The 26002-nt window shown below is 59.0% G+C and carries 29 protein-coding genes, 1 tRNA gene and 1 pseudogene; 13 read left to right on the top strand and 18 right to left on the bottom strand.

Translation table 11 applies throughout. From position 1 onward, the window contains the following. The 3 genes and pseudogenes from RIFP1SYM_RS04525 to RIFP1SYM_RS04535 form a co-directional block, all read right to left on the bottom strand. A pseudogene (locus tag RIFP1SYM_RS04525) lies at window positions 1–278 on the bottom strand (guanylate kinase); the annotation flags it as partial. 26 nt (window positions 279–304) lie between these two features. Then, window positions 305–1123: a M48 family metallopeptidase gene (locus RIFP1SYM_RS04530; protein WP_006475093.1), complete on the bottom strand. Its 819-nt coding sequence runs from the start codon at window positions 1121–1123 to the stop codon at window positions 305–307. 40 nt (window positions 1124–1163) lie between these two features. Continuing rightward, on the bottom strand, window positions 1164–2033 hold the full coding sequence (locus RIFP1SYM_RS04535; protein WP_006475094.1) for a YicC/YloC family endoribonuclease: 870 nt from the start codon (window positions 2031–2033) through the stop codon (window positions 1164–1166). A 251-nt stretch (window positions 2034–2284) separates the two neighbouring features. On the opposite strand from RIFP1SYM_RS04535, the gene RIFP1SYM_RS04540 reads away from it, so the two are divergent. The 5 genes from RIFP1SYM_RS04540 to RIFP1SYM_RS04560 all read left to right on the top strand — a co-directional run bounded on the left by RIFP1SYM_RS04540 (window position 2285) and on the right by RIFP1SYM_RS04560 (window position 5975). Then, window positions 2285–3238, top strand: a complete 954-nt coding sequence (locus RIFP1SYM_RS04540) for a serine/threonine protein kinase (protein WP_006475095.1) — start codon at window positions 2285–2287, stop codon at window positions 3236–3238. After that, window positions 3235–4134, top strand: coding sequence for a PP2C family protein-serine/threonine phosphatase (locus tag RIFP1SYM_RS04545; protein WP_005959953.1), 900 nt, complete (start codon window positions 3235–3237; stop codon window positions 4132–4134). Before RIFP1SYM_RS04540 ends, RIFP1SYM_RS04545 begins: the two co-directional genes overlap by 4 nt. A 10-nt stretch (window positions 4135–4144) precedes the next feature. Further along, window positions 4145–4864, top strand: coding sequence for a ribonuclease PH (gene rph / locus RIFP1SYM_RS04550; protein WP_006475096.1), 720 nt, complete (start codon window positions 4145–4147; stop codon window positions 4862–4864). Window positions 4865–4886: 22 nt separating this feature from the next. Further along, complete coding sequence (locus RIFP1SYM_RS04555; protein WP_005959955.1) at window positions 4887–5495, top strand: XTP/dITP diphosphatase; 609 nt, start codon at window positions 4887–4889, stop codon at window positions 5493–5495. 141 nt (window positions 5496–5636) lie between these two features. Further along, window positions 5637–5975: a PilZ domain-containing protein gene (locus tag RIFP1SYM_RS04560; RefSeq protein ID WP_005959956.1), complete on the top strand. Its 339-nt coding sequence runs from the start codon at window positions 5637–5639 to the stop codon at window positions 5973–5975. 20 nt (window positions 5976–5995) lie between these two features. Here the strand turns inward: RIFP1SYM_RS04560 and RIFP1SYM_RS04565 are convergent, their stop codons facing one another. The 4 genes from RIFP1SYM_RS04565 to RIFP1SYM_RS04580 are packed head-to-tail and all read right to left on the bottom strand — an operon-like array spanning window position 5996 to window position 9004. Beyond that, window positions 5996–7378 carry a TRAP transporter large permease gene (locus RIFP1SYM_RS04565; RefSeq protein ID WP_240991674.1) on the bottom strand — a complete coding sequence of 461 codons (1383 nt, stop codon included), beginning with the start codon at window positions 7376–7378 and terminating at the stop codon, window positions 5996–5998. Then, complete coding sequence (locus RIFP1SYM_RS04570; protein ID WP_006475097.1) at window positions 7378–7893, bottom strand: TRAP transporter small permease subunit; 516 nt, start codon at window positions 7891–7893, stop codon at window positions 7378–7380. The genes RIFP1SYM_RS04565 and RIFP1SYM_RS04570 overlap by 1 nt, the downstream gene beginning before the upstream one ends. Window positions 7894–7928: 35 nt before the next feature. Further along, complete coding sequence (locus RIFP1SYM_RS04575; protein WP_005959959.1) at window positions 7929–8261, bottom strand: DUF2782 domain-containing protein; 333 nt, start codon at window positions 8259–8261, stop codon at window positions 7929–7931. Between the two features lie 23 nt (window positions 8262–8284). Then, window positions 8285–9004: an LOG family protein gene (locus tag RIFP1SYM_RS04580; protein ID WP_370443649.1), complete on the bottom strand. Its 720-nt coding sequence runs from the start codon at window positions 9002–9004 to the stop codon at window positions 8285–8287. A 157-nt stretch (window positions 9005–9161) separates the two neighbouring features. Here RIFP1SYM_RS04580 and RIFP1SYM_RS04585 point away from each other — a divergent pair, with 157 nt between their 5' ends. After that, window positions 9162–10049 (top strand): NAD(P)-dependent oxidoreductase, encoded by an 888-nt coding sequence (locus RIFP1SYM_RS04585; RefSeq protein ID WP_005959961.1) that lies wholly within the window; start codon window positions 9162–9164, stop codon window positions 10047–10049. Beyond that, entirely contained in the window at window positions 10042–12048 is a 2007-nt protein-coding gene (gene rep, locus RIFP1SYM_RS04590; RefSeq protein WP_005959962.1) for a DNA helicase Rep, read from the top strand. The genes RIFP1SYM_RS04585 and rep overlap by 8 nt, the downstream gene beginning before the upstream one ends. Window positions 12049–12112: 64 nt before the next feature. Here rep and RIFP1SYM_RS18735 read toward each other — a convergent pair whose 3' ends face one another. Next, window positions 12113–12595 (bottom strand): c-type cytochrome, encoded by a 483-nt coding sequence (locus tag RIFP1SYM_RS18735; RefSeq protein WP_305790612.1) that lies wholly within the window; start codon window positions 12593–12595, stop codon window positions 12113–12115. A gap of 164 nt (window positions 12596–12759) precedes the next feature. Between RIFP1SYM_RS18735 and RIFP1SYM_RS04600 the strand changes: the two genes are divergently transcribed. Next, window positions 12760–12836: transfer RNA gene (locus RIFP1SYM_RS04600), tRNA-Arg, on the top strand. A gap of 40 nt (window positions 12837–12876) precedes the next feature. Here RIFP1SYM_RS04600 and RIFP1SYM_RS04605 read toward each other — a convergent pair. Together RIFP1SYM_RS04605 and RIFP1SYM_RS04610 are read right to left on the bottom strand one after the other, a co-directional pair. Beyond that, window positions 12877–14988, bottom strand: a complete 2112-nt coding sequence (locus tag RIFP1SYM_RS04605; protein ID WP_005959964.1) for a putative bifunctional diguanylate cyclase/phosphodiesterase — start codon at window positions 14986–14988, stop codon at window positions 12877–12879. A 22-nt stretch (window positions 14989–15010) separates the two neighbouring features. Then, a complete protein-coding gene (locus RIFP1SYM_RS04610) occupies window positions 15011–15661 on the bottom strand; it encodes a histidine phosphatase family protein (RefSeq protein WP_240991670.1) in 651 nt (216 codons plus the stop codon). Window positions 15662–15921: 260 nt separating this feature from the next. Between RIFP1SYM_RS04610 and gloA2 the strand changes: the two genes are divergently transcribed. Next, window positions 15922–16341, top strand: coding sequence for an SMU1112c/YaeR family gloxylase I-like metalloprotein (gene gloA2, locus RIFP1SYM_RS04615; protein ID WP_039959724.1), 420 nt, complete (start codon window positions 15922–15924; stop codon window positions 16339–16341). Between the two features lie 127 nt (window positions 16342–16468). Then, on the top strand, window positions 16469–16858 hold the full coding sequence (locus RIFP1SYM_RS04620; protein ID WP_006475103.1) for a TusE/DsrC/DsvC family sulfur relay protein: 390 nt from the start codon (window positions 16469–16471) through the stop codon (window positions 16856–16858). Between the two features lie 524 nt (window positions 16859–17382). On the opposite strand, the gene RIFP1SYM_RS04625 is transcribed toward RIFP1SYM_RS04620, so the two are convergent. Then, window positions 17383–18249: a DUF4405 domain-containing protein gene (locus RIFP1SYM_RS04625; protein ID WP_005959967.1), complete on the bottom strand. Its 867-nt coding sequence runs from the start codon at window positions 18247–18249 to the stop codon at window positions 17383–17385. Between the two features lie 76 nt (window positions 18250–18325). Between RIFP1SYM_RS04625 and RIFP1SYM_RS04630 the strand changes: the two genes are divergently transcribed. Both RIFP1SYM_RS04630 and RIFP1SYM_RS04635 read left to right on the top strand, forming a co-directional pair. Further along, window positions 18326–18811: a CreA family protein gene (locus RIFP1SYM_RS04630; RefSeq protein ID WP_005959968.1), complete on the top strand. Its 486-nt coding sequence runs from the start codon at window positions 18326–18328 to the stop codon at window positions 18809–18811. A gap of 5 nt (window positions 18812–18816) precedes the next feature. After that, window positions 18817–19377: a hypothetical protein gene (locus RIFP1SYM_RS04635; protein WP_005959969.1), complete on the top strand. Its 561-nt coding sequence runs from the start codon at window positions 18817–18819 to the stop codon at window positions 19375–19377. Here the strand turns inward: RIFP1SYM_RS04635 and RIFP1SYM_RS16285 are convergent. The 3 genes from RIFP1SYM_RS16285 to RIFP1SYM_RS04650 all read right to left on the bottom strand — a co-directional run bounded on the left by RIFP1SYM_RS16285 (window position 19374) and on the right by RIFP1SYM_RS04650 (window position 22589). Then, complete coding sequence (locus RIFP1SYM_RS16285) at window positions 19374–20930, bottom strand: GGDEF domain-containing protein (RefSeq protein ID WP_005959970.1); 1557 nt, start codon at window positions 20928–20930, stop codon at window positions 19374–19376. The two genes, RIFP1SYM_RS04635 and RIFP1SYM_RS16285, sit on opposite strands and share 4 nt — an antisense overlap. An 89-nt stretch (window positions 20931–21019) precedes the next feature. Beyond that, window positions 21020–21823 (bottom strand): endonuclease/exonuclease/phosphatase family protein, encoded by an 804-nt coding sequence (locus RIFP1SYM_RS04645; protein WP_050798707.1) that lies wholly within the window; start codon window positions 21821–21823, stop codon window positions 21020–21022. 157 nt (window positions 21824–21980) lie between these two features. Continuing rightward, window positions 21981–22589, bottom strand: a complete 609-nt coding sequence (locus RIFP1SYM_RS04650; protein WP_006475109.1) for a c-type cytochrome — start codon at window positions 22587–22589, stop codon at window positions 21981–21983. Between the two features lie 226 nt (window positions 22590–22815). Here RIFP1SYM_RS04650 and RIFP1SYM_RS04655 point away from each other — a divergent pair, with 226 nt between their 5' ends. Next, window positions 22816–23055, top strand: coding sequence for a hypothetical protein (locus tag RIFP1SYM_RS04655; protein WP_039959725.1), 240 nt, complete (start codon window positions 22816–22818; stop codon window positions 23053–23055). A 14-nt stretch (window positions 23056–23069) separates the two neighbouring features. Here RIFP1SYM_RS04655 and RIFP1SYM_RS04660 read toward each other — a convergent pair whose 3' ends face one another. The 4 genes from RIFP1SYM_RS04660 to RIFP1SYM_RS04675 all read right to left on the bottom strand — a co-directional run bounded on the left by RIFP1SYM_RS04660 (window position 23070) and on the right by RIFP1SYM_RS04675 (window position 25995). Further along, entirely contained in the window at window positions 23070–24104 is a 1035-nt protein-coding gene (locus RIFP1SYM_RS04660) for a GDP-D-glucose phosphorylase 1 family protein (RefSeq protein ID WP_039959727.1), read from the bottom strand. A 91-nt stretch (window positions 24105–24195) separates the two neighbouring features. Further along, entirely contained in the window at window positions 24196–24669 is a 474-nt protein-coding gene (locus RIFP1SYM_RS04665; RefSeq protein WP_039959729.1) for a copper chaperone PCu(A)C, read from the bottom strand. A 314-nt stretch (window positions 24670–24983) separates the two neighbouring features. Continuing rightward, on the bottom strand, window positions 24984–25304 hold the full coding sequence (locus RIFP1SYM_RS04670) for a c-type cytochrome (protein WP_006475113.1): 321 nt from the start codon (window positions 25302–25304) through the stop codon (window positions 24984–24986). Window positions 25305–25470: 166 nt separating this feature from the next. Then, on the bottom strand, window positions 25471–25995 hold the full coding sequence (locus RIFP1SYM_RS04675; RefSeq protein ID WP_006475114.1) for a YqhA family protein: 525 nt from the start codon (window positions 25993–25995) through the stop codon (window positions 25471–25473). Between the last annotated feature and the right edge of the window lie 7 nt (window positions 25996–26002).

The following is a 26002-nucleotide window of genomic DNA, read 5'->3' on the forward strand; positions in this document are numbered from 1 at the left end:
TGCTCGAGCTGCCTGCGCACCGACGCCTCGGCAGTACCGTAGAAGTTGCCGAAGACCTCCGCATGCTCGATGAAGGCGCCGGTCTCCACCATGTGCAGGAAACTCTGATGGTCGACAAAATGGTAATCGACCCCGTCAGTTTCGCCCGGGCGCATCGACCGAGTGGTATGGGAGACCGATACGGCAAGTGCGGGATCACGCTCGCGCAATGCCTTCAACAGGCTGGTTTTGCCCGCACCAGAGGGAGCGGAGAGGATATAGAGGGTACCTGTCGACATAGTGGATTCCGTGATGATCGGTGGGGTCAGGGCTTTAAGGGATAGATCGGGCGCGGCGACTTGTCCCGATAGTAGGGCATCATCTCCTGCGCCAGATCGCTCAGGGTCTGCTGCCGACTCTGCGGTGCAGGGTGGGTACTGAGAAACTCCGGCGGGTTGTCGCCGCCCACCTTCGCCATCTTTTGCCAGAGGGAGACGGCGGCACGGGGATCATAGCCCGCCTTTGCCGCCAGCTCGATGCCGATGCGATCCGCCTCGCTCTCGGCGGTGCGACTGTTGGGCAGCTCCAGCGCCAGCTTGGCCGCCAGTGCCGCCCCAGCCATGGTCAACGCCGGTCGGTCGGAAGCGGCGCCAACCGCGATCACGCCGAGGCGAGTCATCATCGCCATCGACATCTTCTCTGCCGAGTGTTTTGCCAGTGCGTGGCTGATTTCGTGACCCAGCACCTGAGCCAATTCGTCATCGGTCGGCTTGACCTGCTCCACCAGCCCCGTATAGAGCGCCATCTTGCCTCCGGCCATGGCCCAGGCATTGACCGTCTCTGGGTCGTCAATGATCTTGATGCTCCACTCCCAGGAACTGGTCTCAGGACGCATGCGGATCGCCTGGGCGATCAAGCGTTCAGCGATCCACTCCACCCGCGCCTTCAGCTGCGGATCGTTGTCGAGCTTGCCCTCCTTCGCATAGGGCTCGAGCATCTCCTGGTAGGCCAGTCGGGAGGATGCAATCGCCTGCTCCTCGGAGATGATCAGCAGCTGGTTGCGTCCGGTTGGTGAGGTGGCGCAGGCTAGCAACAGCACACTCACCAGCAGCGCGCTGAAAATGGCCCTAAGCCTGAAGATCATGGCGACTCCTCCTGTGCCTGCTTTCGACTGAGACCAATACTTACTCGATATTCTGGATCTGCTCACGCATCTGTTCGATCAGGACCTTCATCTCCACCGCGATGCGGGTCACCTCAACATCGTTGGATTTGGAAGTGAGGGTATTGGCCTCGCGGTTCAGCTCCTGCATCAGAAAATCGAGACGCCGCCCCACCGGCTCAGACACCTCACTGATGATCCGCTCCAGCTCCTGCAGATGGGTATCGAGTCGGTCCATCTCCTCATCCACATCGAGGCGCTGGGCGAGCAGCGCCATCTCCTGCTCCAGGCGGGCCTCGTCCAGTTCCGCCATCACTTCTTCGAGACGCTGACGAATCTTCTGTCGCACGCTCTGCAGCACCTTCGGCATCAGTTCGCGCACCTGAGCCACCTGATCCTGCATCGCATGGCGACGCTGCATCACGATCTCCGCCAGACGCGCGCCTTCACGCTGGCGGGCCTGCTGCAGTGAATCAAGGGTCTGCTCCAACAACTCCATCGCCTGCTGAGCGATCGGTGCAAAGTCACGCTCCTGTTCCTCCAGCACCCCAGGCCAACGTAACAGATCCATCACCTGGATCGTCGCGGCCCCCCCCATCACCGAGGCGATCTCATCACCAGCCGCCAGCAGCTGGGAGACCAGCCGAGAGTTGACCTGCAGATCCGCCGCTGCAGTCTGGCCCGGCACAAACTTCAGGCTGCAGTCGAGCTTGCCACGCCCCAGTTTGGCGGCGATCCGCTCGCGCACTCCGCTCTCAAGGACGCGCAGCTCTTCCGGCAGGCGCAGATGCATCTCAAGATAGCGGTGGTTGACCGAGCGGATCTCCCAACTCATCACCCCCAGCTCACCGCGATACTCTTGCCGGGCAAAGGCAGTCATGCTGCTGACCATCAGATTCACTCCTCATATCAGGTTGGGTCATCGAGTTAAGCGCCACCTCTACCCCTTGGTCACACAAAACCAGGGCGAACACTGCCAGTGCCGGTAGAGCAAAACCGTCCGGATTCGCATACCATTTCACGAGGAATTTAATTCCCTGCGATCTTTCTTTGTATCATAATGTGATAAGCGCACAGTTGCAGCCTCCATTTTTGCCGCCGTGGCCGTATAATCGGGCTTCCCTCGATTGAGAATCAGCAGTGATGGAGCAGACACGCGACAGCCTTGAACCCGGTACTGTCATAGACAGCTTTGTGATCATGAAAGTGGTCGCAAGTGGCGGCTTCAGCCTGATCTATCTAGCCGAGGATGAGGACACCCAGGACGAAGTGATCATCAAGGAGTTTCTACCAAAGAAGCTGGCCTGCCGTGGCGAGGGCAAGCGGGTTGATGTAATCAATCCGAAAAAGCACACCGAGAACTTCCACCGCAGCCGCCGGCTGTTTCATCAAGAGGTCAAGGTGCTGGCGTCGCTGCGCCACCCCAATATCGTACAGGTGCGTGGTTTTTTCCTTGCCAACAATACCGGCTATCTGGTGATGGATCATGAGCGCGGCAAGAACCTTGCCAGCTACATCAAAAAACGCAGCGGTGGCCTTAGCACCCGTTTTATGATGACGGTATTCCCGCCGATTCTCGACGCGCTCAACCTGATCCACTCCCGCAACCTACTGCATCTCGACATCAAGCCAAGCAACATCCATCTGCGCACCGGTGGCAGCCCGCTGCTGCTCGACTTCGGTGCAGTACATCAGATCCAGGGCGAAGGGGGGCGCAACGGCCGCATCGTCACCACCGGTTTCTCCCCGGTGGAGCAGTACTACCAGTCGGGCGAGGTCGGCCCCTGGAGCGACGTCTATGCAATCGGCGCCAGCATGCGCGCCTGCCTCGACGGCAAGGCCCCACCCTCTGCCATCGAGCGCCATGCCAAAGATAAACTCAAGCCCGCCAGCCGAGCCTTTCGCAAGCGCTATCCGGCCCACATGCTGGAGGCCATCGACTGGGCGATGGAGATCAATCACGAAAACCGCCCGCAAAACGCCGGTCAGCTGCTTTCTGCCCTCAACCACAAGCAAAGCGGCAATGACAACGACAGGAGCCTGATGGTGGGGAGCTCTCAGCCACATGCGCCTGCGGGCAAGAGGGTCTCTTCATGAAATATCATTCCGGCCAGTGCACTCTGATCGGCAACCGATCGCTGAACCAGGACCGCTGCCTGATCATGGAATCCCCCGACTCAGTACTGCTGGCGCTGGCCGACGGCATGGGCGGACATCCGCGAGGAGAAATGGCAGCGCAGGTCCTGATGAACACCTGCCGCAAATCATTTTTGACCAGCCGCAAACCAATCTCTTCTCCTCGAGTCTTCCTCAGCGGCCTGATGGACATGGCGCACCGCTCAATCCTCGAGTTCGGCCGAGATCAGCAGCCGCCCATCGAACCCCGCACCACCGCCACGCTCTGCCTGATCCAGGATGGCAATGCCTACTGGGCCCACGCCGGCGACAGCCGCATCTACCTGCTGCGCGAGGGCGTAATCGCCCACCGCACTGCCGACCACTCCTACGTCGAGCAGTTGCGTCAACAGGGTGTAATCTCCGCCGCCCAGGCCGCGACACACCGCTATCGTAACTATGTCACCCGCTGTCTCGGTGGCATCTCCAACCGCCCGGTCGCCGAATTCAGCGGCCCCTTTAAGTTGCAACGGGATGATGTGCTAATGCTCTGCAGTGACGGTTTCTGGGGTGCCCTGCAGGAACGTGTCATGGCGCAGCAGCTCAGCGATATCAGCCAGCCGTTGAGCCAGCTGATCGAGATGCTCAGCAACCGGGCCGCTGCCAACAGCCAACCGGAGAGCGACAACGTTACGGCTATCGGCCTGCGCTGGGGGACCGCACCGGTAAACCTCAAACCCGCCGACTTCAGCATGGCACTTGGTGACAACACACCCATGCCCGACACCCCCGAACTGCCGAGCGATAAGGCGCTGGAGGAGGCGATCAACAGCCTGCGTGGCGCCGTCATCGAGGCGACGCACAAATCCAAACTATGAGGAACCCCATTTGAGACCCTCCGGCCGTCAACCCGACCAACTCCGCCCGATCCGTTTCACCCGCCACTACACCAAACACGCCGAAGGCTCGGTGTTGGTAGAGTTTGGCGATACCAAGGTCATCTGTACCGCCTCCGTGGAAGAGCGCGTGCCCGGCTGGATGCGCGGCCAGGGGCGCGGCTGGGTCACTGCCGAATACGGCATGCTGCCACGCTCCACCGACAGCCGCATGGGGCGTGAGGCATCCCGCGGCAAGCAAGGGGGTCGCACCATGGAGATCCAGCGCCTGATCGGGCGCTCGCTGCGCGCAGCCATCGACCTGCAGGCGCTAGGTGAGCGCAGCATCGCCCTCGACTGCGATGTGATCCAGGCTGATGGCGGCACCCGCACCGCCTCCATCACCGGCGCCTGGATCGCCCTGCACGACGCAGTGCAACATATCTTGCAGCAGGATCTGCTCAAAACCGACCCGATGATCGGCCCAGTGGCCTCAGTCTCGGTCGGCGTCCATAAGGGCACACCAATCCTCGACCTCGACTATGCTGAAGACTCCAGCGCCGAGACCGACATGAACGTGGTAATGAACGATCAGGGTGGCTTCATTGAGGTCCAGGGCACTGCCGAAGCTGCCGCCTATTCACGCCAGGAACTCGACGCCATGCTGGATCTGGCCAGCCAGGGCATCCAACAACTCATCCAGTTACAGCAACAGGCCCTCTCCCAGGACTGACACCCCATCTCGAGAACAATCCATGAACGACAGACCGAGCGATTCACGTATCGTGCTCGCCAGCAACAATGCCGGCAAAGTCCGTGAGATCAACCAACTACTCACCAGCCAACATCTGCAGGTGGTGCCGCAAAAGGCCTTCGACATCCCGGAGGCGGAAGAGACCGGCCTGAGCTTTGTCGAGAACGCGATTCTCAAGGCACGCCACGCGGCGCAGCTGAGCGGGCTGCCCGCCATCGCCGACGACAGTGGCATCGAGGTGGATGCCCTCAACGGAGCCCCCGGCATCTACTCGGCTCGTTTTGCTGGCGCCGGCGCCAGCGATCAGGAGAATCTGCAGAAGCTGCTGCAGGATCTGCAGGGGGTACCCGAGGCCCAGCGCAGCGCCCGCTTCCGATGCCTGATGGTCTACATGCGCCACGCCAACGATCCCACCCCCACTATCTGCCAAGGGACATGGGAGGGGTACATTCTCAGCGAACCCCGCGGCGAAAACGGCTTTGGCTACGATCCAGTGTTCTTTGTGCCAACGCACAACTGCAGCGCAGCGGAACTCTCCGCCGAGGTCAAAAACAGCCTCAGCCATCGCGGTCAAGCGTTGCAAAAAATGCTCAAGGAACTGAGCAAATAGTCGCTATTGGATCAGATTCGAAAAAATGCCAACGGCTCGACAAACTTCGTCTATATTTCGCTCAGGAATTAGCCGTATGATCTGCCAGGTAATTTTCATGTAACATCCACAGGCGAGTGACCAGCTAGGAGCACACAAGGAATGCAGCGATCCAACCGGACCAATCAGCGCCACCCCACCACTTTCGTCGCAACGATCACCAGCAGAGAGGGCTCTCAAAAAGATGGAGTTGCCAGAAACATCTCGACTGAAGGAATGATGCTGGAGCTCGACTCCAGACAGCTCTCCATCGGTGAGCAGATCGAAGTCAGCTTCAGCTTCCACGGGCAGCAGTGGAGCATCGCCGCCCAAGTGATGCACGCCAACACCACCGGCATGGGGATCCGGTTCAGCGCCGCCCAACCCCAGCTGGTTCGCGCCGCAACCCTCGAGATGGGGCAATCCTTCGCTCCGGTCGCGGGCCGCATTGCCCTCGCCTGAACCCCATCCAGAACACCTGGCTAGCCGTAGAACACCCCCGGCAGCCAGGTCGCCATCTCCGGCCACAAAGCGAGCAGGCCGAGCACCAACAACTGAATCAGGATAAACGGCACCACGCCTCGATAGATCGCGCCGGTACTTACTTCCGGCGGCGCCACCCCGCGCAGATAGAAGAGCGCAAAACCGAACGGCGGGGTGAGAAAAGAGGTCTGCAGGTTGATCGCGATCATCACCCCGAGCCAGACCGGATCGAGCCCCATCGCCAGCAGGATCGGCCCGACGATCGGCACCACCACGAAGGTGATCTCGATAAAATCGAGGATGAAACCGAGCAGGAACATCACCAGCATCACCAACGCCACCGCCCCCACCACGCCGCCCGGCAAATCGGTGAGGAAATCGGTCACCACCTCATCGCCCCCGAAGCCTCTGAAAACCAGTGAGAAGAGCGAGGCGCCGATAAAGATCAGGAATACCATGCTGGTCACTCGGGTGGTGCCGAGCATCACCGCACGCAAGGTCTCACGATTCAGCTGCCCCTGACTCAGCGCCAGCAGCATCGCCCCGACCGCCCCCACTGAGGCCGCCTCAGTGGGCGTGGCCAACCCTCCCAGGATCGAACCCAGCACCGCAAAGATCAGCAGTAACGGTGGCAACAGCACCTTCACCACCCGCCGCCAGAGCCGCCCCAGTTCCTGCTCCCGTTCCTCTTCTGGAAGAGCCGGCACCGCAGCGGGTCTGAACACGGCAACACCACCGATATAGAGCAGATAGAGCACCACCAGCAGCAGCCCCGGGATCAGCGCGCCGACAAACAGATCCCCCACCGAGACGGTATCTGGCGAGAAGATGCCCATGTCGAGCTGCGCCTGCTGATAGGCGGCAGAGAGCACATCGCCGAGTAGCACCAGCACGATCGAGGGGGGGATAATCTGGCCGAGAGTGCCGGCGGCGCAGATCACGCCGCTGGAGAGGGCCGGGTCGTAGTTGCGCCGCAGCATAGTGGGCAGTGACAACAACCCCATGGTGACCACCGTGGCGCCAACAATGCCGGTACTGGCGGCGAGCAGCATCCCCACCAGCGTCACCGAGATGCCCAGACCGCCACGCCGCGGGCCGAACAGGGCCGCCATGGTATCGAGCAGATTCTCTGCCACCCGGGAGCGTTCCAGCATCACCCCCATGAAGACAAACAGCGGCACCGCGATCAGCGTCTCGTTGGTCATGATGCCGTAGAGGCGATTCGGCAGGGCCTCCAGGAAGGCGCCATCAAAATAGCCAGTAAAGCCACCAATCCAGGCAAACGCCAGCGCCGTTCCGCCCAGCGAGAAGGCCACCGGATAGCCCAGCAACAGCACCAAGCAAACAGCAAGAAACAGCAGCAGCGGCAACAGCTCCGGCATCATGCCCGCAGCTTCCTCAGCACCTGGCCGCAGCGGATCATGATCGACAACCCCTGCAGCACCAGCAGTGCTGCCATTACCAGGATCAGGCTCTTCAGCAGATAGACCCCATCCAAACCACCCGCCTCCCGGGAGCCCTCATACAGCGACCAGGATTGCGCCACATAGTCCCAGCTGACAGAGAAGATAAAGAGACAGACCGGCAGCAGCAACAGCAGGCTGCCGAGCAGATCGACCCAGGCCTTGGCTCGCGCCGAGAAGCGACCGAAGAAAACATCCACCCGCACATGCCCTTTGTGCTTCAGGGTATAGGCAGCACCGACCAAAAACAGCGCCGCATGCATATAGGTGATCGACTCCTGCATCGCGATCCAGCCTAGATCGAAGGCATAGCGCAGCACCACCACCAGAAAGGTCACCAACACCATCAGCAAGCTTAGCCAGGAGACTGCCTGGCCAAGCCACTCATTGAGCGCATCAAAGGCATCGGCCAACCGCGCCAGCCGCTCAAACATCGCCCGCCACCCCACAGATCATCGCAACACCACACCTACCAGCGAAAAATCACCCACTGGGGCACAGCGACATCCCCCGGCTCACGGTGACGGGAGTCGAACTCCCCATCACCATCCCGGTCGACCATGTAGTAGGGTGCGCCCGCCTGGGGCACCACCTTCACCATGTAGAGTTGGCCGTTGATTCGATACTCGTGGATCGTTCTATCCTCACGCTTGAGGATAGTGATCTCTGGCTCCAGCGCCTCGCCATCGAGCACCGCCGAGGGGATCTGTGGCGGCACAGGCACAGCCGCCGGCTCTTCGGCAAATGCCGGCGTCAACAACAGACCGCTCAATGACAACAGAAAATAGCTTTTTCTACTCATTCCACTCTCCTTGAAATCCCTTATCAGAGCTCCAGCAACATCTCCTGCTCCGCCGCAGAAGGTTCAAAACCACGATGTTCGTAGTGGGAGAAGATTGCATCCACCACCTCCTGTGGCTCATTACAGACCTGCAGCAGATCCAGATCCTCCGGATCGATGGTTCCCGCCTCGCACAGGCTGTGGCGAAACCAGTCCAACAGTCCGCTCCAAAACTGACCATCCACCAGGATGATCGGAATCTCGCGTGTTTTACCAGTCTGCACCAGGGTGAGAATCTCCGCCAGCTCATCAAGGGTGCCAAACCCCCCCGGCAGCACCACATAGGCGGAGGCGTATTTAACAAACATCACCTTGCGCGAGAAAAAGTGGCGGAACTGCAATGAGATATCCTGATAAGGATTGCCCGACTGCTCCTTGGGCAGCTGGATATTCAGCCCGATACTCGGCGACTTGCCCTCATAAGCCCCCTTGTTGGCCGCCTCCATGATGCCGGGACCACCACCGCTGACCACGGAGAAACCACTATCGGAGCAGAGCCGGGCGATCTCCTCTGCCAGCCCATAGTGGGGGTGATCCCTGGGAGTGCGTGCCGAACCGAAAAAGCTGATCGAGGGGCGAATCTGCGCCAGCTGCTCAAATCCCTCGACAAACTCCGCCATAATCTGGAACACCCGCCAGGACTCACGGGTGAGCTGCGGCTCCTTGCCAGGACGAGGGCGCGAACGCCGATCTTTTTGCTGAATACTCATATCCTCTATCTGCCTCGAAGGCCCGATTTGGTGGGCCTCGCATCATAGCAAGCCTGCCCACACACACGAAGCCCGAAACGCGACCAGTTTGGTTGCATTGGCACAGGCGGCTGCGTAATCTGCCCGCTCCGCACACCCGAGCAGAAGCATCGTGACTGACTCCAACCTGATCAAAACCGGCGTCATCGGCCTCGGCACCATGGGCCAGGGCATGGCCGCCAACCTACAGCGCAGCGGCGCCCTGGCCGGCGCCTGGAACCGCACCCGCAGCCGCGCCGAAGCATTTGCCGACGAACACAACTGCACACTGTTTGATGACCCGACCAGCCTCGCTGCCGGCTGCGAACTGATCATCACCAGCGTCTCCGCCGACAACGACCTGCTACAGGTGGTCGATCAGCTACTATCCGGCCTGGCACTGGGCAAGGTGGTGCTCGACACCTCCACCGTAAACAGCGAGACCGCCCGCGAGGCAGCCAGACGGGTTACCGACCGCGGCGCACTGTTCCTCGACGCACCGGTCTCCGGCGGCTCCGAGGGGGCAATAAACGGCACCCTGGCGATGATGGTGGGCGGCGACGCCGCCACCCTCGACCGGCTGCGCCCGACCCTCACCGCCATCACCAACAGCGTCACTCACATGGGTCCAGTGGGCAGCGGTCAGGCCACCAAGGCAGTCAACCAGATCATGGTCGCCGGCATCAATCAGGCGGTCACCGAGGCTCTCGCCTTCGGCCAGCAACAGGGACTCGATATGCACAAGGTGATCGAGGTGGTCGGCGGCGGCGCCGCCGGCAACTGGTTCCTCGACCATCGCGGCAAAACCATGGTGAACAACAGCTTCACCCCCGGCTTCAAGCTGGCCCTGCACAACAAAGATCTGGAGATCATCCGTCAGATGGCGGCGCAGTTGGGAGTTGAGCTGCCGATAGTGGAGATGACCCTGGCCGACTATCGTTCGCTGCTCAACGAGGGCCACGGCGAAGAGGACATCTCCACCCTGTTCCACCACAAACGCGACCTCTTCAGCGATGGCTGATCTCAACCCACGACAGGCCGAGGCGGTGCGCTACATCGACGGCCCGCTACTGGTGCTGGCCGGTGCCGGCAGCGGCAAGACCCGGGTCATCACCACCAAGATCACCTATCTGGTAGAGAAGTGCGGCATCGATGCCCGCCACATCACCGCCGTCACCTTCACCAACAAGGCGGCGCGGGAGATGAAAGCGCGAGTCGCCAAGCAGCTCAGCGGCAAGCGCGGCAGGGGTCTGAGCATCTCCACCTTTCACACCCTCGGGCTGAACATTCTGCGTCGCGAGCTGAAGCGGCTCGGCTATAAATCGGGCTTCTCGATCTTCGACGACCAGGATGGCGCCACCCTGCTGAAAGAGCTGATGAAGCGCCACGGCAGCGGTGACGACAGCATCGTCTCCAGCACGCTGTGGCGCATCTCCGAGTGGAAGAACGACCTGATCGAGCCCGAACAGGCGCTGGCCCAGGCGGAAGACGACCTGGACACCCGCAACGCCATCATCTACGCCGAGTACCAGCGCCATCTGAAGGCCTACAACGCGGTCGACTTCGACGACCTGATCCTGCTGCCGGTGCAGCTGTTCCGCGATCACCCCGAGGCACTCGAAGCTTGGCAAAACCGCATCCGCCACCTGCTGGTGGACGAATACCAGGACACCAACCTAGCGCAGTACGAGCTGGTCAAGCAGCTGGTCGGGCTGCGCGCCAGCTTTACCGTGGTGGGCGACGACGACCAGTCGATCTACGCCTGGCGCGGCGCCCGCCCGGAAAATTTGGTGCGGCTACAGCAGGACTTTCCCGGCCTGCGGCTGATCAAGCTGGAGCAGAACTACCGCTCCAGCGGGCGCATTCTAAGGGCCGCCAACCAGCTGATCAGCAACAACCCCCACGTCTTCGACAAGCGTCTGTGGAGTGAACTCGGCCCTGGCGAGGAGCTGCGGGTGATCGAGTGCCGCAACGAGGAGCATGAGGCGGAGCGGGTGGTGAGCGAGATCCTCCACCACCGCTTCCAGAAGAAGACCAGCCACGGCGACTACGCCATCCTCTACCGCGGCAACCATCAGGCGCGGCTGTTCGAAAAGGCCCTGCGCATCCACAAGATCCCCTATTTCCTCAGCGGCGGCACCTCCTTCTTCTCACGCACCGAGATCAAGGACGTAATGGCCTACCTGCGGCTGCTGGCGAATCCCGACGATGACGCCGCCTTCCTGCGCGTGATCAATACCCCACGCCGCGAGATCGGCCCCGCCACCCTGGAGAAGCTCGGCGCCTACGCCCAGCGGCGCGAGATCGGCCTGTTCAGCGCCTGTGACGAGCTGGGGTTGGGTGAACAGCTGGGCGAACGCGCCCTGACTCGGCTGCGCGGCTTTGCCGAGTGGATCAGCAGCTTCGCCCGACGCGCCGAGTCGGAGCCACCCAAGCAGATCGCCCAAGCCCTGGTGCGCGACATCGACTACGACAGCTGGTTGCGCGAGAATGCCAGCAGCGACGCCATCGCTGAGCGGCGCATGGAGAACGTCAACGATCTGTGCGACTGGCTCGGCGCGCTGGCCAAGGATGAACAGGAGAAGAGCCTGGCCGAGATGGTCAGCCATCTGACCCTGATGGATGTGCTGGAGCGGCAGAACGAGGAGGCCGGTGACAACGACCAGGTGCACCTGATGACCCTGCACGCCGCCAAGGGGCTGGAGTTCCCCCATGTCTTCCTGGTCGGCATGGAGGAGGAGCTGCTGCCCCATCGCAGCAGCATCGAGGAGGAGAATATCGAGGAGGAGCGCCGCCTCGCCTACGTCGGCATCACCCGCGCCCAGCGCAGCCTGACCATGACCTACGCCGCCAAACGCAAACGCTACGGCGAGCTGGTCCGTTGCGAACCGAGCCGTTTTCTGCAGGAGCTGCCGGAGGAGGATCTCAGCTGGGAGGGGGGCAAGAGCAGCCTCTCACCGGAACAGAAACAGGAGCGCGGCAGCGCTCACTTAGCGAACCTGAGGGCGATGCTCTCCTGATCACCCACAACGCAACAGGCCGCCCAGCGGCGGCCTGTTGTTCAAGCGGCGGTGCAGAGAAGACCTACAGCCCGCTCAACCACTCGGCAATGGTCTGCATCTCCGCATCTGAGACACCGGCAATCACGCCCTTCATGACCGCCGCTTGGCCGTTGTGGCGGGCACCCGTCTTGATGTCTTTCATCTGCGCGACCAGATAGGCAACGCTCTGTCCCGCCAGCGTGGGGTAGACCGGCATTACGGTCTTTTTGGCATCCGCCCCATGACAGCCGGCACATCCCTTCGCCGCATAGAGTGCGGCGCCGGCAGATCCAGCAGCGGCTGGTGCTGCCGCTGCCGGCGCGGCATTAGCAGCGGGCTTCGGCGCCGCTGCTGCAGCTGGCGCAGGAGCAGCAGGAGCCGCCTGCCCCTCAACAGCCACCTTGCCTACCGGGCTGATGCGAACACGCACATCGGCACGCTCTTCGGCCCAGGCACTCGCGCACAGCGTCACGCCCAGAGCACCCGCCATCACCAACCTACCCATCTTCAAAGCAGCCCTACTCATCACTGGAAACCCCCTCGTTAAATATCGCGAACAGCCCGCTGGGCCGACCATCCATTAGAAAATCACGAGATTATACAGGTAGATGGGCAAAGATCGAATCCTCGGATAGACGCGCCCTTTGCTGGGCGGTAAACTACGCCGTCTTTCGCAGACAGGATCGTCATGCGCCCGTAGCTCAGCTGGATAGAGCGCTGCCCTCCGGAGGCAGAGGCCAGGGGTTCGAATCCCTTCGGGCGCGCCATATCAAAAAAGCCATCCCATCCGGGGTGGCTTTTTTCTGTTCAGGGCATGATCAGCTGCGCAAAGGCCTCGGCCGACATCGGCTGGCTGTGCAGAAACCCCTGATAAGTGTCGCAGCCCTCGGCCCGCAGCCACGCCAGCTCAGCCGACTGCTCCACACCCTCGGAGATTACCTGCAGACCCAGGCTCCTGCCTAGCACAATCATCGCCCGCACGATCGCCTGATTTTCCATGCTGCCAATCAGATCATGAATGAAGGTACGGTCGACCTTCAGGGTGTCGACCGGAAACTGTTTCAGATAGCTGAGAGAGGAGTAGCCGGTACCAAAGTCGTCGATGGCGATCTGCACCCCCAGCGCCTTGATGCTCTCCAGGTGTTCAATCAGTATCTCAAGGTTCTCGGCACAGCTGTTCTCGGTCACCTCCAGTTCAATTAAACCGGGATCGAGTCCGAACTGCCCCAGCAGTTCACCTAACTCACTGGCAAACTGCACATCAGCTAGCTGATGGTTGCTGATGTTGATGGAGAGACGCACCGGCCTCAGGCCGTCTAGCTGCCATTGAGACGCCTGTTGCAATGCCTGCCGCACCAGCCATCGACCGAGCGGCAGGATCAACCCGCTCTCCTCCGCCAGAGAGATAAATTGCTCTGGAAGCATCAAACCCAACTCCGGATGCTGCCAACGCAGCAACACCTCTACACCGACAATATCCCCACTCTCGACATCCACCTGTGGCTGATAGAGGAGCAGGAACTGCTCCTGCTCCACCGCTTGACGCATGGCCCGTTCCAGTTCGAATGATGCCTCCAACACCTCGGTCAGCATTGGCGTGTAGAAGGCATAGCCATTGCGTCCTTTGGCCTTGGCCTGGTACATCGCAGCATCTGCATTGCGCACTAAGGTGGTGACATCCTCGCCATCCTCCGGGTAGAGGCTGATACCAATGCTGACGCCGATATGCATCTGCAGCGAGTCGAGACTGCGCTCCCTGCCGATCACAGCGAGTAGCTTTTCGGCCACGTTGATCACATGGTCACGCCCATGCACCCCCTCAAGGATTACCACGAACTCATCCCCACCCAGGCGCGCAATGGTATCCTCTTCGCGCAACGCCTCGAGCAGATCCTTCGCTACCAGCGCCAGCAGGCGATCCCCCATCGGGTGGCCGAAGGCGTCATTGATCTGCTTGAATCGGTCCAGATCGAGAAACAGCAGCGCCAGACCGATCTTGCTACGGTTGGCGCGATTTAGCGCATGGTTGAGTCGATCATGGAATAGCAGGCGGTTGGGCAGACCGGTCAGTGTATCGTGCTGGGCAAGCTGCTGGTAACGCTCCTGGGAGTCCGCCAGCTTGATCAGTGAATCGCGGAATACAATCAGTGCCTGTCCCATCGCCTTCAGCTCACGGGAAGCCATCACCGAGGCGGGAACCTGCACCCCGGTGTTGCCCTTGGCCAACTCCACCATCGCCTTGATCATGCGTTGCACATCAGCCGACATGAGCCGCGCCAACAGTAGTCCGGAAACGATCATGCCGGCCACAGTGATGATCAGCAACATGGAGTAGTTGATCAGTTGCTGCTTGGAGTGCTCCCACTGCTTGCCGATCTCCCGCTTAATATCCTCCTGAAAGATCCGCTGTAGCTCCTGAAACAACTGATTGATCGCCAGATAGTGGCGAGCCACCCCCCTGATGTGAAAGCCGGCCATCTCCAGATTAACCGTACCCATCTCCACCGCCGTGATCACGTCGTTGCGATAGACGCCAAAGGCATCCAATAGGACCCGGTACTTCGCCTGCTCCAGATCGTCCAGCGGGTAGTCAGAGGGCAATGAATTCAGTTCCTCTTCGATCTCATTCAGCTCATCCAACAGGGGTGTACCCCGTTCATAGACTCCCTCTTCATCAAGCTCCTGACCGGCTGCGCCCATCACCTTCAGCAACCTCACATAATTGTTGCTGACCCGGCTCGAGAGCTGGCTCACCCTATTCAGGATCGGCAGATCCTCACCGTTCAGGTGCTCAAACAGTACCTCCTGCTCGAAGATGGCATTCAGGAAGATCAGCGCCAGCCCGAGCATCAGCAGCAACCCAATCAAGGGCGCCACCAGAAACTTGCTGCGCAGTGGAAGGCGGGAGAGGAGACGCATGGATCAGGTCCGGTCTGGCATTTTATTCAGGCCAGTCATCGGGATTGATCTGCCCAAGAAACTGATAAGACTGCCCTTGTTGGGGGCGGAACACCATCACCACCCCCTCTAACATAGGCCATAGCCCGGTCGCCTCCTTCAGATTGGCGGTGTGGGAGACCAGCACCCGGTTGCTCCCCGAGCGCGGAGCTTGGCCCAGCTGCCGGCGCAGGATCTCGCTCATCTGTGCCCTTTCGCTCTGCCGCATCCCGATCGCAAAGTGCAGCGCCTGCATCACATGGTGATCGCCAAATGCCAGCTGAGCAGTATCCCTGCACCGACAGTAGGGGCTGCTAAACACCTCATCGATGCGGATCCCCAGTGTGCGAATCGCCTGACCAATCCGTTCCGCCTGCTGACGCCCCTCGGCGGAGAGATTCCGCTGCATGCGGCAATCCTGCAACATTGCCCGATTGTGGCTCTGGTCGAACTGGCTGTGGTCAGTCGCTGCATGCCGCATGTAGAGGACCATGCCGCCCTCGCGCAGCGCTGCAATCAACTCGGCAGGCGTGAGTAGACTCTCCGCTTCCACTGCACCCAACGACCAGTTCCATCCCAACAACACCAACAGCAGGAATGTCGTCAGCAGTGTTATCGTTTTACGCCTGAGCGTCTCGATCAATGGCAAGTCCATATTTCCTCCACACCCCACAGTGTGCCGATATTGCAACTTATAGGTTGTTTTTTCATCTCTGACGAGCACCAGCAAGGCGGAGGAAGAAGCACCCCGCAGATTCACACATGCAACGCCGCTCACTCCGGTAAGAGAGCTTGATCTTTCCACCGGCAGCGTCCAACAAAAATAGTTCATAGGATCAGGAGGCTGTGCCAGGCACTGACAGCGAACTGCCCTACCGAGTAGACTGCTGCAGATCCAGACTGGCAGGAAGCATTATGAAGATAAAAGGCATTCACCATATCGCCATCATCTGCTCGGACTATGCACGATCCAAAACCTTCTATACCGAGACGCTGGGGCTGTCGGTGATCGACGAGCACTACCGGGCGGCGCGTGATTCCTACAAGCTCGATCTGCGCGCACCGGACGGCGTGCAGATCGAGCTATTCTCCTTTCCCGACGCGCCTCTGCGACCAAGTTATCCGGAGGCGCGGGGGCTCAGGCATCTCGCCTTTGCAGTGGAACAGATCGGCAACGCCATCGCGAGCCTGCAGGCCCGGGGAGTTCAGGTCGAGCCACTGCGGGTCGATGAGTATACCGGCCGGCGATTCTGTTTCTTTAGCGATCCGGACGGGCTGCCTATCGAGCTCTATGAGTCGCCGTCAGGCTCCGATCAGGACGCCAGCGCGCTTTGATTGTCGACGAGCCTCATCTATCCAGGATCAGCAGACCCGAGCACCAGCCAAAATCCCTGCTATTTTTGTTGGTATAACAAAGACAAATCGCACACAGTTTGATCTGACACCTTGTTGGAGGTGTGAAATGCGTTTGGAGGAAATGGAGCGGCAGCAAGCCTTATCCGGGCTCCGCAACCCCTCAGTGCTGACTATCGATGGCCATGTCATCGCAACCGACAAAGACGGTTATCTGCTCGACCACAACGACTGGTCACCACTCATTGCAGAGACCCTCGCGCAACGTGATGGTGTCACCTTGGAAGAGGATCACTGGATCCTCATCGATTTCCTGCACCGTTTTTATGCAGAGTTCGAGATTGCACCGGAGATGCCGGTGCTCGCGCGCAATCTCTGCAAAGACAAAAACGACTGCCGCTGGAGCAAAAAATATATCAACGGGCTCTTTCCAGAGGGCGCTAGATCGGTCTGTCGCTATGCAGGACTGCCGATGCCGGTGGGAAGGGGCTGCTTCTGATAGCAGCAGCGCAGATTAGGGGGCCTCTGATTAAGTCTGGACGAAGTAGATTGTGATTCAGAATTTTCAGATTCAAGACGCAAATCGCACGTAATAGCTGGCTATTGCGAAGATTTGCAACGCAGAAGCTGGATATTCTGGGCACAGGATACGAGCTCATGACTTGATCAGAGGCTCCTTATCGACAGACATACCGAAAAAGGGGCTGCTGCCTCGCATCTTGGTGACTCGATCCACTTTCATCGGGGCGTCTGCTTTTGCGTAAAAATAGCCCCCCACCCGCGGCAAATTACACGCTGCCGCCTCGGCACTTGGCGGTATCACTTCGCTGCTTACCTGCACAGGTCTCCCTGGATATGCCACTACGATTGGGTCTCACATGGCCCAGCCACGTCAATTGGAGTGACGAGATCCAGCGCCATCCCCTGACGGGAACGAAACCGTCTGCCACCCTGAACAATGATCAATCTCGATTGGCCAGACCTATCGTTAAGGCGAGTCGGAAAGCTTGCCGCCCCATCATCTCATTCACTCTTGAGGATAATCTTGACCAAACCAACCGGGGAATTGCCATGACGCCCGGCAAGTTCCCGCAGGCTCATCTGCAGACTGGTATCTATACCCTGCTCGGCAAGACGTTGAATGGCAACAGTGGTCTCGACACCAACCTCCTGACAAACCTCAGCCAGCGATTTTCGTCCCAGACCAGTGCCAGCAAAATGCGCTTCAAGTTCTTCAAGCGACAATTCCCCTAGCTGCAATTTTTCTGGCCTCTCCATATGTGGCCGGATCACTTCATAAACTGCCATCGGCGTAGTGTCATTGGCCAGAGCGATCTTCTCCAGCGACTGCCGCGCCCCCTCAAAGCGGATACCGGCTTTCTGTAATGCCTGCATCGCTACCGGCAGATCGATCCGCATACGCTTCGAGATACCGCCCAGGGAGACCTCTTCCGCATGACCGAAGGGCGGCTCCATCTCAGGTGACTTGACCCAGGCCGCCTTCAGCCAATCATTGAGACCGAATACCCAATTGACCGGCGGCAGCGCATAGATCGACATCATAATGATCACCAACGAGAGTAGCAGCGAACCAACCAGTTCCCGCTTGATCTGCAGATGCCCTTTCACCCGGTCAGCCAGGTACTTTTTGAAGGGCTTCCAGTTGAAATAGAGGTGGTAGATCCCTGTGGCGATAAAGAGACCACCAAAGATCATATGCAGATCTCCCCACTGCTCCTTGCCCAGCCCCAGAAATGACCAGTGGATCCAATAGGCGATACGCCCCTGGGGCACCACATAGAGCACAATCCCGGTCACCGTCAGAATGGCAAATGCCCAAGTTACAACAAAGGCAATGAATGCCCGACTGGACTGCTTATTCTTCAGCATGAAGCCTCCCCCCCTTGAACAACTGAAGCTATGCCCTCATCGTATAAGGCCCTCTCAAAGGTAACAAACCCAGCAGATGATGAAATTGATAAAATACGCGACATTAGCCGGCTTGATGGTGTTGGCGGCTAGCACACAGGCAGAGACCATCGCCAAGGTCAGCACCAAGTTCCGTATGCTCGGACCCAACGACAAGATAGTGATCGAGGCCTTCGATGACCCAGGAGTGGCCGGAGTGACCTGTTATCTGAGCCGCGCCAAAACCGGCGGCATGAGCGGCGCTGTGGGCCTGGCAGAGGATACCTCTGATGCCTCCATCGCCTGCCGCCAGACCGGGCCGGTGCAGCTTGCTGAGGATATCTACAACGGCCAGCGTGATGGAGAGGAGGTGTTCAAGAAACGCACCTCGATCCTCTTCAAGACGATGCAGGTAGTGCGCTTCTACGACGCCAGCCGCAACACCCTGATCTACCTCACCTACAGCGATAAGCTGGTGGATGGTTCGCCGAAAAACAGCATCACTGCCGTGCCGCTCTATCGCCCAACACCGGTAAAAAAGTAACTCAGATGGCGATGCACACCGGGCGGTTGGTTCTGACCCCGCAAGACCCGTTTTTCACCCTGCCAACTCTCGACGGCATAACAGGGTGCCTACGACAGATCGACTTCTGTGGCGAACAACTGGATCAGCGGCGCTTCCTGCTGGGCGAACGATTCTTGCAACTGGTCAGCTTCATGGGCTGCTCACCCCATATCGAGCTGGAGCCCACCGATGACGACCGCTCTTTCTGTCATCTGCAGATCCTGCCAATGGACCAACCAATCTTCCTGCAGGGCCGCAACACCAACCCTCCTCGCTGTGGCAAATGCCGGCGGCGCATCCAGGGATGGGAGAGAATAATGGAAGAGTGGCAGAAGCAACCTCAAGACTACCAGGCGACCTGCCCCCACTGCGCTCACAGCCAAAATCCTGCTCACTACCAATGGCGCCAAACGGCGGGCTCAGGCCAGCTGTTTCTCTATGTGGAGAACATCTTCCCGCAGGAGGCACAGCCCTCAGCCAGTCTACTCAACACACTGGCTGAGGCGAGCGGCGCACCCTGGCACCACTTCTTTATTCAGGATTAAGTGCCAAAACCAGAATCAGCAACTACACAGCGATTTTTACCGGCGCGTTTTGCCTCATACAGCGCCTTATCTGCCCTCGCAAAAACAGCCTCCGGCGAGTCGCCTTTGATAAAGCCACTGATGCCACAGGAGATGGTGACTGTCACCGAGCGGCTACCGGAGTGGAAACCACTCTTCTCCACCGCCAGACGCATCTCCTCGGCCACCCCTAGCGCCTGCTCCTCATCGCTGCCACACAGCAGGCTGACAAATTCCTCGCCGCCATAGCGGGCGATGAAATCGGTTTCGCGCAGCCGTTTTTTTAAATTCTGCGCGATAATGTGCAGTGTTTTGTCACCCGCCTGGTGGCCAAAACGATCATTGATCAACTTGAAGTCATCCACATCCCAGACCATCAGGGCCAACGGCGCATCGAATCGATTGAAGCGTGCCGCCTCCTGTGCCAGCCGTTCCTCGTAGGCGAGCCGATTCGGCAGTTCGGTAACCGTATCGAGCAGGGCGAGATGGTGCGCCTCGACCATGCGAAAATGGAGATCCTCCGACTCCTGCTCAAGCTCCCGCATCCGCTCCCGCAACATACGTTCGCGCTCTTCAGAGGAGGAGAAGCGCTGCTCCTCCTCCTCGAGGAAGGTGTCGATGGTCTGCTGAATACCCGACAGGTGGGACTCCAGCTCACGCTTCAGATATCCCAAATCAGTTGCCTTGGCGATCGATGCCTGCAGGCCACTGACCTGGGCGTTCACCTCAACATTCAGATTCCTCCCGCTGCTGATCACCTCTTCACGGATCGCATGAGCCTCGCGGAAGTGGGTCTCCAGGTCGTGCAGCCGCCGGGTCAGGTTCGCCAGAAATTCCTCTGCCTCATGGATCTCAACCTGGGCGTCGCTATAGGATGTGGAAGTGAGATCAAGCAGCTCCCTGAGTACACTGATCCACTCATCCTCTGCCGAATCATCATTGAGCCGCGCCTGAAAGCGAGAGATCTCTGTACTCCAGTGCCCAGGCCAGCTGCCGGCAGCAAGCAGTTCCCGCAACAGGTGGTTTGGCAACTCGCCAGGAGACGACTCACTGCTACGCTTGCTCTTGATCAGCCGGTCAAAAAAGCTATTCTGCTTCCCATCGCCGCCAATCGCGTGGCTCAGCAGCAGGGCAAGACGGTCCAACTCCTGCTCCCCGGCCGCCTGGGGATCAGCCTGCAACTGACCGAAGATCTTTTCCGCCTCGCTGGCATCCGCTTCGGAGAGGCGCAAACGGGAGGTGAGTTTATGCCAGACAACAGCAGGCGGTGCCTCATCCGGCGAACCAAGACGTATCAAGGTATCTGAAAGCTCATTCAGTTCCTTGAGCAAGTCGGGGTTGACGCCATTACGCAGCGACTCCCGGATCGATTTAAGGTATGGATCCAGATTTGGATCGAGGCCGGAGCAGGCCAGGCACAGCCGAACGATAGTTCGAGTCAACAGCGACTCTGCCTCGAGGCGTCTATCTGACTCCTGCTCGGTTTTCTTGAGCAGCTCCTCGTAGGCCTTTTTCAAATCCTTATCAACGTCCATCTTATTCTTCTGTGAAAAGAGTTCCCAAGCTTTGTAGCATTCTGCTGAAGGTTATCCAGCCCCTGCCGGAAAAGCAAAAAATGGTGCTGTCAGGCGGCTCGTGCCAGATCCACATTATCAGGCAGTTCGATCTCCAGCATGATCGGCAGATGATCGGAGTGGGTGTAGTGAAGCACCTCGGTCCTGGCGACACGCAGGCTGGGGGACGCCAGGATATGGTCGAGCTTGCGCTTGGGACGCCAGCTCGGAAAGGTGTGCAGGTTGCAGGAGGATCCCTGCAGACCGGTGGATTCCATCAGATAGGTGAATTCGCGGGAGCCACAACCGCAGTTGAAGTCCCCCATCAACACCAGATGAGAATAGTGGGAGATGACCTCGCTCACATAGGCAAGCTGACGCATCCGCGCGCGCTTGCCCAGCGCCAGATGGAGAATGCAAATGGCCAGGGGCTGCTCACTGGTCTGAAACTCGATCAGCAATGCGCCCCGTCCCGGCAGCCCCGGCAGCTGGTGCTCGGCAATCGCCGAAGGCATCAGGCGACTGAGCACTCCATTACTGTGCTGAGCTAGTTTACCGATGCGCCGATTGACCTGTTTGTGCCAGTAGGGAAAGTCGGCCTGACTGGCAAGGTATTCAGTCTGATCGATAAAGCCGCTACGAAGGCTGCCCGAATCGACCTCCTGCAGGCCGACCAGGTCGAAATCCTTGATGATCCCGGCGATGCAATCCAGATTATTCTGCCGTTCCTGATGGGGCAGGATGTGTTTCCAACTCTTGGTCACATACTCGCGGTAGCTGCTGGTATCTACCCCAGCCTGAATATTGTAGCTGAGGAGCCGGAGACGATCTTTACCGCCCTGCTCCTTGCCAAACTGATCTGCCTGATATCGCATTAGCGCAACCCTGTTTCCCTGCCAGAATATTGGCATTGTGTACCTGCAGCGATATTACGGCAACTATTCAGCATCCCTTGAGCTCTCTCCCACAGATTTCCACCATCAAAAAAGGCGGCCCAAAGCCGCCTTTCTGATGCGAGACCTGAGTCACTAACTAGCGGGACAGGCCCTGCACATACTGAGCAACTGCTGCAATCTCTTCATCACTCATGCGATTGGCCACCCCCTGCATCATTTTGCCGGTATCGTTGGTGCGTCCACCCGAACGGAAATCCTTGAGGGCCTTCTCCACATAGGGCGCATGCTGGCCGGCCAGGGAAGGAAAGTTGGCTTGCGGATTGCCTGAACCCGACGGACCGTGACAGGCCATGCAGGCCGAAACGCCGGTGGCTGCGTTGCCGGCGCGGTAGATCTTCTCACCCAACGCGACCTTGTCCGCCGCCGCAGTACCCGCGTTGCGTTTCTGTGAGGAGAAATAGGCCGCCAAGTTAGGAATATCCTGCTCTTGGATAAGAGCCGCCTGGGCGGTCATCACAGGATCTTTGCGGGCCCCGGATTTGAAGTCGGCAATCTGCCGCTCAATGTACTTCGCATGCTGCCCCGCCAGCTTCGGCCACTGCGGATTAAGGCTGTTGCCATCGGGACCATGGCAGGCCGCACAGGTTGCCGATTTAGTCTGACCTGCGGCTGCGTCACCGGCCGCCTGAGCTCCACCTGCTGCAACAGCGAGTGCGATGGAAGCAGTTACTAGCCATTTGTTCATGTTCGATCCTGCTATGTTCTTGCCTGGATTGTTCACTGTCTAACAGGCGCCAACCGTCTGCGACAGCACGCCGCACCCTCATCCGGTTCTACCTGATAACCCCAAAAAAGCTGCGGAACTATACCAGAACCCTCTAATACAGGTCAAAATGACTCAGCCGCGCTTCCTGCGCGCTTGTTAATTACCTGATCAGGCAGTAATTTGAACGAAAAATCCTGGAAAGAGCATGCAGCAACCACCATTTGACAGCCGAATCAGCAAAACCTGCTATGCTATCGTATTCACTCCCAGCCGCCGGCGCAGTCGTTTCCCGGAAAACTGTGTTGAAATAAAGGAGAGCGCGAAGGCGGCATTGGAAGCCGCAGCACCTGAGCAACACCGCCACCCCGCGCACGTGATCGGCCCATCCCGCTCGTCCGAGGGTGTCCGGCTCTACTACCTGATCAACTGGCTGGACGGTAGCTGACCCCATGCCCACGCTCACCCCAGGCGCAACCGCTTCATCTCGCTGAGCACCGTCTCCATCTCGAGCGTTTCAAAGTCGACCTGATTAAAGGTCGTGATAACACCGACGACCTCGGACCAGCCAAATCCTGCAGTCCAGGGGGAATGCTGGTAGCTGCCCTGTTTTCTACGCGCCACCGCATACATGCATCCAGGCTGGTAGAGCAGATTGTAGCTAGTCTCCTCCAGATGCTGCTGATTCAGCCACTCCCAGGCCTGCTCGGGGCAGCTGAACAACTGACACTCCAGCGGATAGGGTTCTGGCCCACCATTATGTACCCAGCGGGGATCGGCTATGGGCATCGCCGCCTGCTGCAGAAACATCTGGAAATGCAGGTGGTTGACCGAGGCATAGGCACCATAGCTATTGTAACCAAAGCCGACGCCGGATAGCGTCTCGGCCAGCACCTCGGTCAGTCGCCAGATGTAGATATGATAAGGGTGGGAGAGAAATTGCGGTTCACGATCAAGCCGCTCAGGCACCAGCAGACCGTGCATCGGCACAAACGGAAACTTATTGTAGAGCAGCTCCACTTCCAGGCCATGCAGAGACCCAGCCCAAAACACCTCGCGCCGCAGGAAAGGTTTATTGAAGTGAAACCCCGCGGGATTGAACGACTTGTGGATGCCACTGACCTGCGCAGTCGCCATCCGTGCCGGACGGAACGAACGCAGATGGTTGAACTGCAGCGCCCAAGGGCCTTCACGACGGAAGCGGTTGAGCTGCACCCCATCGAAACCGATCGCCATCAGCTTGAGGAAGACCAACAGGTCGTCCGCCGCTCCATTGATCTCCCGGCCATTACCCAGCGCCTCCCGGCACTCCGCAGCCAGGATCTCAAAGCGCTGCCGTAGCGGCGCCTCCAGGGTAGTTAAGATCGCCTCATCGAAGACTGCATTGGCGTGGACCAGAATATAGGCGCCCAGACCAGGCTGCTGCAGCACGCCGCGCAGCCCTTCGACAAACGCTCCGGAGAAGTGATCGAAAGAGGAAAAAGGGGATTCTGGCATGCTTGCTCCGACGGCTTGAAACGCTGACCGGGGAGTGTAACCCGATTTCCCCAATCAGGTGCACGCTCACTCGATCAGCGCCAGCGTCGGATCAGTGCGACATCTTTTTATTCTGCATCATACGCATCTGCAGCTTGCGCACCGGCGCCTCCAGAGCTTTCTCTGAACCGTCGGCGAACAGCAAGGTCAGCGGAATCCGCTCACCAGGAACCAGCTTCTGCTTCAGACCGATCAACATCACATGCAGACCACCCGGCTGCAGCGCAACCTGCTTGCCCGCCGGCAGATCAATCTTCTCCACCGGCCGCATCCGCATCATGCCGCCCTCCATGGTGTGAGTATGCAGCTCAACCACCTTGGCCACCGGACTCCTCGCCCCAACCAAAGCGCTGTCTACACTGCCATGGTTTGTGAGACGCAAAAAGCTGGCAGAGTTGGGCTGGCCTGGTGGCACCCCCCGTACATAGGGGTCCTCGACCTCGACCTGATCCGCTACGGAACCGGCCCATGCAGCGGCACAGACCATCAGAAAAACAAGGCTCACGACTGTTCTGAAAATATTCACGATGACTCCTGAGAATAACGGCCACTGCCGGGAAGGGAGCGGCAATCATATGTATTTGAACCCGATTCGCCGAGGCATAATCCCCCGGCCTGTTACCTGGGCACATGATAAACATCAAGCACCCCATCAGAGGAACCTGTCACGCCCCCAAACGCACCCTTTCCGCTATTTTTTATGGCATTTGCCCTGCAATTCAGGCAAATGGCCGATCCATCAGACAAAAAAAAGGGCAAAGATCTTCATCTTCGCCCCTCTATCGCAGCTTGCCGGCCGGCCTCCAATAAGGCGTGCCAGCCAACAGCATCACTGCTGCCTTACAGGCTGGAGAGCCAGTTGGCGATCTCGCGCGCCTCAGCCTCGCTGACCGTGGCCATGATGCCCTTCATCGCAGCAGTCTGACCGTTATTACGCTTGCCAGACTTGATATCCATCATCTGGTTGAAGGCGTAGTCGGCGTTCTGACCAGCCAGCTTGGGATAGACCGGCATGATCGGGGTCTTGGCATCCTGACCGTGGCAGGAGAAACAGGTCTTAGCCTTGAACAGGGCTGCACCATCAGCGGCCGCATTGCCAACCACGCCCAGGGAAAGGGCAGCGACACTCAGAGACAGCGCCAGAGCTTTCATTTTCATCATCGGTAAAAGAACCTCGTGTTTCAGTTTGAGAGAGATCTGCCTGTTTACAGGGATGAGTTCGCCTCGTCCCATCGGCTCGACGGGGCAGTATATTACCACCAGATAAGATGTCCACTTAAAAGAGATTTATCAATTCATCAACCACAGCATGGGATTTCTGGCGGGCTCAATGCCCCCCTTTATCCGCCATGTGTGAGAGGTAGAGGGCCAACCCAAGCAGCGCGATCCCCCCAGCAAACTGCAGCAGATCCATTGGCGTGTTAAAACTCATGCTCAGGGCAAACTCAAAATAGCGCACCACCAGGATCATCATCACCACCTTGGCAAGGCGGCTTTTCAGATCATCCAGACTGCTGATCAGCAACACCTGCGAGGCCTGCATATTATTCTCGGCCTGATCGATCTTGCTGATAAACAGCTCATACAGACCGAGCGCGAAGATCAGCAGCACGGTTGCCAACAGATAGCCGTCGACAATCTCCACCACATGGGTCACCGAGCTGGAGCGCAACGCCACCCGTGCCGCTTCAGTCAGCTCCGGCGAGGCATAATGCAACAGATGACCGATCATGTAGACCGCATCCACCGTCGCCATATAGAACATACCCACAGCCGCTGCCAGACTGGCCACCACCGCCAGCAGCACCACCAGACGGCTGTTCCACAAAAAACTCTCGAAAATCTTCTCCACGCAATCG

Origin of the sequence: endosymbiont of Riftia pachyptila (vent Ph05) (genome assembly GCF_000224455.1) — a bacterium.
Lineage (GTDB): Bacteria > Pseudomonadota > Gammaproteobacteria > Chromatiales > Chromatiaceae > Endoriftia > Endoriftia persephonae.

Bases quoted from the DNA above. Each gene is read 5' to 3' on its own strand.
- RIFP1SYM_RS04630 (WP_005959968.1), top strand. From the start codon at position 18,326: ATGATGAAATTGATAAAATACGCGACATTAGCCGGCTTGATGGTGTTG.
- RIFP1SYM_RS16285 (WP_005959970.1), bottom strand. From the start codon at position 20,930: ATGGACGTTGATAAGGATTTGAAAAAGGCCTACGAGGAGCTGCTCAAG.
- RIFP1SYM_RS04575 (WP_005959959.1), bottom strand. From the start codon at position 8,261: ATGAGTAGAAAAAGCTATTTTCTGTTGTCATTGAGCGGTCTGTTGTTG.
- gloA2 (WP_039959724.1), top strand. From the start codon at position 15,922: ATGAAGATAAAAGGCATTCACCATATCGCCATCATCTGCTCGGACTAT.
- RIFP1SYM_RS04530 (WP_006475093.1), bottom strand. From the start codon at position 1,123: ATGATCTTCAGGCTTAGGGCCATTTTCAGCGCGCTGCTGGTGAGTGTG.
- RIFP1SYM_RS18735 (WP_305790612.1), bottom strand. From the start codon at position 12,595: ATGAGTAGGGCTGCTTTGAAGATGGGTAGGTTGGTGATGGCGGGTGCT.
- RIFP1SYM_RS04660 (WP_039959727.1), bottom strand. From the start codon at position 24,104: ATGCCAGAATCCCCTTTTTCCTCTTTCGATCACTTCTCCGGAGCGTTT.
- rep (WP_005959962.1), top strand. From the start codon at position 10,042: ATGGCTGATCTCAACCCACGACAGGCCGAGGCGGTGCGCTACATCGAC.
- RIFP1SYM_RS04635 (WP_005959969.1), top strand. From the start codon at position 18,817: ATGGCGATGCACACCGGGCGGTTGGTTCTGACCCCGCAAGACCCGTTT.
- RIFP1SYM_RS04620 (WP_006475103.1), top strand. From the start codon at position 16,469: ATGCGTTTGGAGGAAATGGAGCGGCAGCAAGCCTTATCCGGGCTCCGC.
- RIFP1SYM_RS04655 (WP_039959725.1), top strand. From the start codon at position 22,816: ATGCAGCAACCACCATTTGACAGCCGAATCAGCAAAACCTGCTATGCT.
- RIFP1SYM_RS04645 (WP_050798707.1), bottom strand. From the start codon at position 21,823: ATGCGATATCAGGCAGATCAGTTTGGCAAGGAGCAGGGCGGTAAAGAT.
- RIFP1SYM_RS04545 (WP_005959953.1), top strand. From the start codon at position 3,235: ATGAAATATCATTCCGGCCAGTGCACTCTGATCGGCAACCGATCGCTG.
- RIFP1SYM_RS04540 (WP_006475095.1), top strand. From the start codon at position 2,285: ATGGAGCAGACACGCGACAGCCTTGAACCCGGTACTGTCATAGACAGC.
- RIFP1SYM_RS04650 (WP_006475109.1), bottom strand. From the start codon at position 22,589: ATGAACAAATGGCTAGTAACTGCTTCCATCGCACTCGCTGTTGCAGCA.
- RIFP1SYM_RS04565 (WP_240991674.1), bottom strand. From the start codon at position 7,378: ATGCCGGAGCTGTTGCCGCTGCTGCTGTTTCTTGCTGTTTGCTTGGTG.
- RIFP1SYM_RS04610 (WP_240991670.1), bottom strand. From the start codon at position 15,661: ATGGACTTGCCATTGATCGAGACGCTCAGGCGTAAAACGATAACACTG.
- RIFP1SYM_RS04570 (WP_006475097.1), bottom strand. From the start codon at position 7,893: ATGTTTGAGCGGCTGGCGCGGTTGGCCGATGCCTTTGATGCGCTCAAT.
- RIFP1SYM_RS04625 (WP_005959967.1), bottom strand. From the start codon at position 18,249: ATGCTGAAGAATAAGCAGTCCAGTCGGGCATTCATTGCCTTTGTTGTA.
- RIFP1SYM_RS04535 (WP_006475094.1), bottom strand. From the start codon at position 2,033: ATGGTCAGCAGCATGACTGCCTTTGCCCGGCAAGAGTATCGCGGTGAG.
- RIFP1SYM_RS04670 (WP_006475113.1), bottom strand. From the start codon at position 25,304: ATGATGAAAATGAAAGCTCTGGCGCTGTCTCTGAGTGTCGCTGCCCTT.
- RIFP1SYM_RS04560 (WP_005959956.1), top strand. From the start codon at position 5,637: ATGCAGCGATCCAACCGGACCAATCAGCGCCACCCCACCACTTTCGTC.
- RIFP1SYM_RS04605 (WP_005959964.1), bottom strand. From the start codon at position 14,988: ATGCGTCTCCTCTCCCGCCTTCCACTGCGCAGCAAGTTTCTGGTGGCG.
- RIFP1SYM_RS04555 (WP_005959955.1), top strand. From the start codon at position 4,887: ATGAACGACAGACCGAGCGATTCACGTATCGTGCTCGCCAGCAACAAT.